The following is a 7,956-nucleotide window of genomic DNA, read 5'->3' on the forward strand; positions in this document are numbered from 1 at the left end:
TCAGCCGCGGACCCGAGGTACTGGTAACCCCTGTCAGGTCTTACTCAAAAATTGCACTTTTTATCACAACCTCGACTCAAAACAAAGATATGAGCCGCGGACGGTGCCCGATGAGGTCGGAAAGGGCAGTGAAAAGAAAACAAATGAACGTCCGATCCTCAATCTTTAGGCGGTCCGGAAATGGGGGGGACCTCACATCGACAGTACTATAAAACTGGACGTAAGTTATAGCAGAGTGAGACACCCTACAGGGGGCAATGCGGCTGGCGGGTATCAGGCCGGAAAAGAGCTGGGTCTTTGTGAAAAGTGGTCTATTGAATGGCTAGTCTGGCATTTGCTGGAGATAGGTCTTCTGGGTCATCTTTTTAGTGTAGAACTGGGTGGTCTCCAGCGTCTCGTGGCGTAGGTGCTGCTGCACGTGCTCCAGACTGATACCCGCTTCGAGGAGCAGTTGCCCCGCTGTGTGTCGCAGACTGTGGGCAGACATCCCCTGCCGCTTCAACCCCAAGCGCTGCAACTGCTTGTCAACGACGTAGCGGATCTGGTAGGTCTTCAGATCCGAAAACAAAAACTCACTGCGCTGCCCGGCACCCACTGGCCATCGCCCTTCCTCGACCAGATACGCCTGCAACACATGCCGGCAGGCGGCAAAAAACCGGATGGGCTTGCGGGTATTCTTACCCTTACCCAGTACCTGTAACACCTGCCGCTCGAAATCCAGATCACTCAGGCGCAGCCGGGTCAACTCGACCGTACGCAGGCCCTCCACACTGAGCAGTACCAGCATGGCCAACTCACGCAGTGGTAACGAGTGTGCCAATAGCTGCTCCCGCTCGACGGCTTCCAGACTATCCTTGTAGAATGTTCGCTCAACGGCTAATCCCCGCACGCTGTCAACGTCCCGCAGGTCGTTAAGCTGGTGCTCGACCAGGCCCAACTCCGCCCGTTGCTGGATGCACCAGCTGGCTAGCTGCTTGATGGCCGACAGGTAGAGGTTGATGGTGAAGGGCGAGTAGTCGTTCTGACGTAAGTGGTCCACGTAGTCGCTGACGGTTTGACCGCTCAGGCTGGCCGACAGCCCCTGCTGCTGCTGCTCATCCACAAACAGAAAGAAAGCATTCAGCGCCTTTGTATACGTTAGTTTCGAATTATCCCCCCGCAGATTTTTGGCCTGCCGGATAAACCGCAGGATTAGATCGTTGGCCGCCGGCGGAACCCGGACGCGGGGCGGATCGGCGATCACGTCGGGTTGACCGATCTGCTGGTAGAATAGTAAAAACTTGCGGATAGGCGAAATACGGTTAGCTGGCAGCTCGGCCGTAAATCGACTGAAGCTAACACCGTCGATGGCTATCCCCTTTCGCAGACAGTCCTTGACGAAGGCCCTGGCGTGACGCGGGTAATTACTGGTGCGGGTCAGCTCGGCCGTGAAGGCAGCGATAAGCTGGCTGACGGTGTAGGGTTTACGCAGTGCCCCTACAGCCTGGTTTTGGCTGGCGTCAGTGCTGGTCGGTAGTAGCTTGTGGCTCATAATGGGTTGAGGTTGTGTGCAAAGTTGGTGAAAACTGGTTGTTTCACCAATTATGGCAAATCATAATTTACAAGACAGTGAACAAATTCAAATACTTCTACACTCATGAAGCCGGAAAGTGGCAATTGGACAGCTCACCCTTCGAATGATGATAACGCCATAAACTCATGTACTGAACAAGTCTACAAAACCAGAAGTTGGCCGTTGATGCTTACTTTTACTGTGCCAAAACACAGACGCTGCGTAATGAAACAAGTTGAATCAAAGAAACCCGTTCTGTTTCTTTCGTACTGCTGGGAAAATAGTACTGAGGCTGAAGTTATTTACCGGGATCTAACCCAAATTGGACTTGAAGTCCGAAAAGACAATCACAATCTTGTATACAAGGACAGTATCGATGATTTTATGCAATCGATTCGCAATACAGATTTTGCCGTTATTCTAATAAGTGATGCTTATTTGAAAGCAAAAAATTGTATGCATGAAATCCATCATTTCCTTAAAGAACAAGAAATTAAGAAGAAAATATTACCAATTATCCTGGACGGCACAAAAATATACTCTGCAATGGATCGTCTAAGGTATATCCAATACTGGGAGGAGCAGGAAAACTATTTAAGGAAGATGTTGGCAACGGTTAACCCAATAAACAGTCCTCAATTTATAAGTGATACCAGGATAGTTAGAGACATCAGCGAACAAGTTGACGACTTTATTAAACAGTTAAGCAACATGTTACTGATCAATTACAGTAACATGATAGAAGATAAATACTTGCCGTTACTAAGATACATTGGGTTTGAAAGCAAAACAGACGATAATAATGGGCTGCCAGCTACAGTAGAAAGATCGTTACAAAACAGCGAGCAAACACCCACTAATCGGACAACTCATAATCTAGCTGAACTTTCGCTCAAACCCGAAACAAGTAAGTATGAGTATACTCATCAAACTACCATGGATGACGTCATTGAGTATATTCTCATTCGGCTTAACACTGACTTTGTTGGCGCTTGTCTACAGGTCCCTGATTTCTGTTCAACCGATGGCCACGACTACGATCATCGCATGGAAATGAGAGTTCGGAATAAAATGTACACTCATGGTGTTGCAACGCCTTGTGATGGTGTAGGTCAACCCGAAACAGCCATTGCTTTAACAGTAAAAGGAATGGACGTGCACGATAATGGCGGATGGAAACGATACCTGGCTAGCCAGTAGAGTTAGGGCTTCGCATGGGCTCAGCATGGTAAAAAACAGACACTAATATCGAAACCCAGATAAGATCGAGCACAAACAGTAGCTGACCCGGTCATCAAATGGGCACGGCCTGTGCAGTGGCAAAAAAAATAGGATCAAAATAGAAAAAGAGATAGTAAACTGATAATCAATAAAATATCTCTTTTTCTATGGCAAAAAGACAAATGAGTTAAAAAAGAAAAGATACCTTTTTGCTAACTCCTAACCGCAGCAGGGGTAAGTTTCCAGTAAATGGTGCTAAGCGGTTTTTGTTAGTTCTGCGGCTTGAGCAAGTCTAACTCACTTTTGAGGTAATCCAGCGGTTCCACTTGGTTACCAGCTATCAACTCATCAAGGTGCATACTGAATAGTAACTTCCTAGTGACCAATGAGGAATTGGCGACTCGTACTGTATTGAGTATATCACTCAACGAACGCCGGGCACTTTTGGCAAAAGCCAACAATCTATTCCAGCTATATAAATCGATAATGAACACGTTTTCAGGAAGTAGCACGATCGACTCAGCCAGCTCATCCTGCTGGCCTACTGCAATTGAGTACAAATCGCGAAAGTCGCTCCAGAACAACTCTTTGAACGTAATGATAATGTCCCAGCATTCTTTATCCGGACTTATCAATCTGGCAACAGTTTGTAGCTGCTCAAAGTACGCTTTTAGTAACGATGATTTCAGCGAATTCAGCAGTAGATCATCCTGCGGATTAGCCGATGCATAGGGCTGCATATCCGATGCTTTGCATTCAATAAAAATAGTATTCTCTTTTAGATAAAAATCGACAACTTTATATTTAGCTGGTAAAATACTTTTTATCCTGTTTTCAGTTAAAAATTTCTGACCGAATGAGACTAGGCTACTTTCAATAAACCGTTCTATCTGACGGCCGAATTCAGTAGAAAATAGATCGTTTTTTAAAATATCATGTATGTAATGTCTTATCGTGTAATTAAACAATTTTTTCTACTTGTTAAGTATAGATTACTCTTATAGTGTATGAACGGATGTTGAGAAAATATAGATACGCCTAACGGCTGCAGATGTAAAAGGCGTATTTCGTTCTTCTCTGAAAAGACAGTTTGTTTATTTAAGGGTATATTTTTAGTCAATGTACTGATAAATGTGCGACCAACTGTCTCAGACATAAAATTTGTAAGCAAAGCCGCAAATGATTTATTGACCCGATTTTTGTAGAAATACTCCTAGTATACATCCTTTGTTCGCATAACCAACGACAAAAAATAACATATTTTTATAAAATCCTTAATAGTAATGTCACTCTTCTCATAGAAAAGAGCTTCAATGTCGAACGATCGCTTGACGGTAGTGTACAACTTTAGCTATACAGAAAAATCCTCAACTGACGAATTACTCTGTAAATAAAATTGTTGATTGTACAATACGTAAAATGCTTTGAATGATTTGTTCCCATCGAAAAAACTACTTAAATGCGAGTCATTCAATTTTACAATTCCGTCGAATACAGTCCAGAAGCGTTTATCCGTTAGCTCTTTTAATTTGGCCTTCATACCGGCAAATTGACTACTCCATTTGATTAAAATTAAAAGGCTCCAGATAGGAAAGGTAACGTTGTTGTGCTGATCCTGTAACAGCTCCATACATCGATCCAAGAGTTCTTCTTTGTTGTACTCACTAATTCGGTTACGTAAATAATTGCTAGTTAGTGACATGTATTTTAAAGTACGATTAGAAATCAATCATAACATCAGAAAGCTTCCCTAGCAGGAAATACCGAAATGGTAATAACGTATGTAGGCCTAAGATTTAAACTACTGTCAGCAGGGCTAATCTAAGCTTTCCTTTTATATGAATACAAACAAAACACAAACCTATGCTTTATCATCTACCGCTATAGCCTGCATAAATGCATTGATTTTATCACTTATAAGCATATGATATCTACCTTTTCTATATGCCGTCATGATGCCAATCAAATAATAAGTCATTGTAAGTTCGCCTGACTTAGCACATAGGGAGGGTCGTAAATACCATAGCCCACAGCCGCTCATACCTGTTGGTTCGCCGTTTATGGATTCTTTGCTATTTGTGCGTATGTTAATCCCTGCCCCAGCATGAGTAAGAGCGTAATGAAGATCAGGCTGTAATTTATAGTAACTAAATACTTTATCAGAAACTAAACTATGCATAAAGTAGTTGGCGGATGGCACTAGCTGGTTCCCCACAACCTTTGATGACTTTTCAGGAAATCCAAATGACATTAAACACGGATTTTTAGTTAACTGGGACGTGTTAGTTATCGAAGACATCTGTAAAAACTTAAATGTACCCTTCAGAACTTCGATTAAAGAATCGGCTATTTGTACGTATCCAATATCAACGATATTAATGTTGCTAATCGGATATGTTATCTTTTTTCCTAATAATTGAACCATTCCATCAGCGGTTAGAATATATATTGGACTCAAATTTTTCGCATCACTAAGGACGTGTGCTGCTGTACATATATAATATAGCTCCTCAATCTGAATCAATACACACGACCCTAATGGTTTTAGATCTCCCACGGCATTAGCACTAAATAATTGACCAGTGTGCCGGGATATAGCGTAGGCTACTTTTTCAACGGCTTTACCGAAACGCTCATCGGTTGTATCAATTGTTTTGAAAGTATTATTTTTCATAACAAGACAATAAATTATTGACTTAATACTTATCTTCAATGTCTAAATTCTAACAGTGATGCGTTATTATTACATTGACATTAAGATATTTAATTTATATATTCATAGCAGCTGGTGATTGTCCGTTGAACTTCTGAATGACTGGCTATATGTAAGCTAATTTAGCAATGGATTATCATTTATACTACATTGGTAGTCTTTGTTCCTCGACAATACCCTGTTAAACCATCTTTATTTCACTGTAACTTTGTGTGGCTGTAAATTGATACAATGATGGCAACGAATTTACTATCTACCTTGCCCGAACTGATCAACCAGTATCGTGCACTTACTAATGGGGTTATCAACTTCGATTTGTACAATCAGGTCGTCCACACCCATCATTCGACAGTTATCGAAGGCAGTACGCTGACGCTGAGCGAAACCCAGACGCTGATCGACAAAGGACTGACGGCCGGGGGAAAGCCCCTGACCGATCACCTGATGGTACTTGATCACCAGCAGATCCAAAACCAGGTACTGGCCTGGGCTGCTGCCCGTGAACCCCTCAACCGGGCCCGCCTTCAGGAGATAGCCGCCGGAGTGATGCGACAGACCGGTGGACCCACCAACACGTTGCTGGGTAGCTTCGATTCGAGCAAGGGTGAATTCCGCACCGTAAGCGCGATGGCGGGAAGCCGCATGTTTATCGATGCCAGGAAAGTGGTACCGGCTGTCGATTTGTTACTGAAAGAAATTAACACCAACCTACCTGATCTGAAGACAATCCGGCAGGTCTACGATTTCTCGTTTCAGGCTCACTACCAGTTCCTGAGCATCCACCCGTTCGGCGACGGCAACGGCCGTACCTCGCGGCTGCTGATGAATTACATGCAGCATTACCACCAGTTGCCCCTGAGCTTGGTCTACGCCCAGGATCGGACGAGCTATATAAACGCGCTGGAGCAGTCCCGGCGTGATGAATCGACCCAACCTATTACCAAATTCATGCACGAGCAGCTGAGCAAGTTTCTCAGGGATGAGATTACCCGGCTCACTGAGCAACAGAAACCCACGATAAAGCCACCTACCCGAAAAGGGGGGTTGACCCTGATTTTCTAGACTAACTTTCTAATTCAGTCAAGCGTATGAACACTTACCAGCACCCCCTGACCCGTGAGCAGATCCAGCAGGCCATCAGCCTGTTGCCCGACGAGGAATATAACAAATTGACCGACTGGCTGACCGACCACGATTTCCAGCGGTGGGACAAGCAGATTGACAACGAGCTGGAGAGCGGCCGACTCGACAACCTGACCGACGAGCTGCATCAGGAATACAGCGACGGAAAGACCCAACCCCTGTCCATGCCCCTAAGCAGCGCAGTTCTCCACCGGGCTTAACCTACGCCGTCATACCCATCATATCGCACCTGGCTACCGACCATCAGAACAAGCTGCTGACTACTTTGGAATGGGTGTATAAAAAGTGGGCGACCTTACAGGACGAGTACAGTCAGATCCCTGACCTACTCCGCCAGTACTACGTCGATGAATTGGCAAAGGCGATGGCAGACGGGAGTGTCTGCGGGTTCAAAATTGAAGGGGACGACAATCTGAACGTCGATACCGTCTGGCTGCACCTGTTCACGGATTAAACTTACCGTTAACTCTACCCCCGGGTGAGCTACATAATAAAGCTTCACTCATTAACGATTGAAGCTTTATTATGTAGCTCAAAACATAAGAGACTAAATCTTCAATGCTCTGAAAATGTATTACAGCGGCGCTTTCGGACGAGTGACTATAAAATTCACCAGGCTATATGTAAAGATATAACTTGGCAAATAGCAATCAGAATAAGCTTATTTTGCCTTGGGCTTACGACCTCTAGGCTTACCCATGTAAGGCGCCTTAGGCTGAGCAAGCTTAGCTGTTAACGATAGCTCGTAACCAGTTGTGCCTTCCTGATAGGCAAAAGGTTTTAAGGTGAAGCTGTACTTTTCAGTTTTATAGTCGACGCGACCGCTAGTCAGAATCTGGGCTAGCTCAATAGTCAAACCACGAGGCGTACTCGTTACTGGAAAGCCCTCAGCGTCCTGCTCATCTGTAGGGATCAGATAAAGCACGGTTAGTTTACGCTTTTCGGCTGGACTACCGATCTTTATGGCTCGAACACTGTTTAGATCGCTCATAGCCTGCACGGTCTTAGTTGGTAAAACTAGTTTGCCTGTTGGCGAGAAATAGCCTGTCAGTGGGACGGATTTGGCTACTTTGTCAGCTTTTGCTGAGACAGCTTTATTATCAGCTTGGGTGAAAAAACGAATGTCAGGCATTTAACTAATTGATTATTTCAAGCAAAGTAAACGTAACTGGTCCAGACAGTGAGACTTTATTCACATCGGTTATCTACACCTGTCTATGGGCAGTTGTGATTGGGGTGGTCCAGTTTAGCGGCACACTGAACTCGCGAGTTTTGTGTAATATTCCTGCTCAAACTGTTCAGGGCTCTTGTAGCCCAGCGACGAATG

At 44.5% G+C, this 7,956-nt stretch carries 8 protein-coding genes; 4 read left to right on the forward strand and 4 right to left on the reverse strand.

The features are described from left to right. Window positions 1-322: 322 nt before the first annotated feature. Entirely contained in the window at window positions 323-1,531 is a 1,209-nt protein-coding gene (locus CLV58_RS27625; protein WP_106141079.1) for a tyrosine-type recombinase/integrase, read from the reverse strand. Window positions 1,532-1,636: 105 nt separating this feature from the next. Between CLV58_RS27625 and CLV58_RS27630 the strand changes: the two genes are divergently transcribed. Next, window positions 1,637-2,752, forward strand: coding sequence for a toll/interleukin-1 receptor domain-containing protein (locus CLV58_RS27630; RefSeq protein ID WP_106141080.1), 1,116 nt, complete (start codon window positions 1,637-1,639; stop codon window positions 2,750-2,752). A 290-nt stretch (window positions 2,753-3,042) separates the two neighbouring features. Here the strand turns inward: CLV58_RS27630 and CLV58_RS27635 are convergent, their stop codons facing one another. Together CLV58_RS27635 and CLV58_RS27645 are read right to left on the reverse strand one after the other, a co-directional pair. Continuing rightward, on the reverse strand, window positions 3,043-3,741 hold the full coding sequence (locus CLV58_RS27635; protein ID WP_106141081.1) for a hypothetical protein: 699 nt from the start codon (window positions 3,739-3,741) through the stop codon (window positions 3,043-3,045). Window positions 3,742-4,634: 893 nt separating this feature from the next. Further along, window positions 4,635-5,447, reverse strand: coding sequence for a hypothetical protein (locus CLV58_RS27645; protein WP_146141571.1), 813 nt, complete (start codon window positions 5,445-5,447; stop codon window positions 4,635-4,637). Window positions 5,448-5,720: 273 nt separating this feature from the next. On the opposite strand from CLV58_RS27645, the gene CLV58_RS27650 reads away from it, so the two are divergent. The 3 genes from CLV58_RS27650 to CLV58_RS27660 all read left to right on the forward strand — a co-directional run bounded on the left by CLV58_RS27650 (window position 5,721) and on the right by CLV58_RS27660 (window position 7,083). After that, window positions 5,721-6,548, forward strand: coding sequence for a Fic family protein (locus CLV58_RS27650; RefSeq protein ID WP_170108821.1), 828 nt, complete (start codon window positions 5,721-5,723; stop codon window positions 6,546-6,548). A gap of 26 nt (window positions 6,549-6,574) precedes the next feature. After that, complete coding sequence (locus CLV58_RS27655) at window positions 6,575-6,829, forward strand: hypothetical protein (protein WP_245882490.1); 255 nt, start codon at window positions 6,575-6,577, stop codon at window positions 6,827-6,829. Window positions 6,830-6,894: 65 nt separating this feature from the next. Continuing rightward, window positions 6,895-7,083: a hypothetical protein gene (locus CLV58_RS27660; protein ID WP_106141085.1), complete on the forward strand. Its 189-nt coding sequence runs from the start codon at window positions 6,895-6,897 to the stop codon at window positions 7,081-7,083. Between the two features lie 207 nt (window positions 7,084-7,290). Here the strand turns inward: CLV58_RS27660 and CLV58_RS27665 are convergent, their stop codons facing one another. Further along, window positions 7,291-7,761, reverse strand: a complete 471-nt coding sequence (locus CLV58_RS27665; protein WP_245882491.1) for a hypothetical protein — start codon at window positions 7,759-7,761, stop codon at window positions 7,291-7,293. Window positions 7,762-7,956: the final 195 nt, after the last annotated feature.

The sequence above is a fragment of the Spirosoma oryzae genome (genome assembly GCF_003002825.1).
Classification (GTDB): domain Bacteria; phylum Bacteroidota; class Bacteroidia; order Cytophagales; family Spirosomataceae; genus Spirosoma; species Spirosoma oryzae.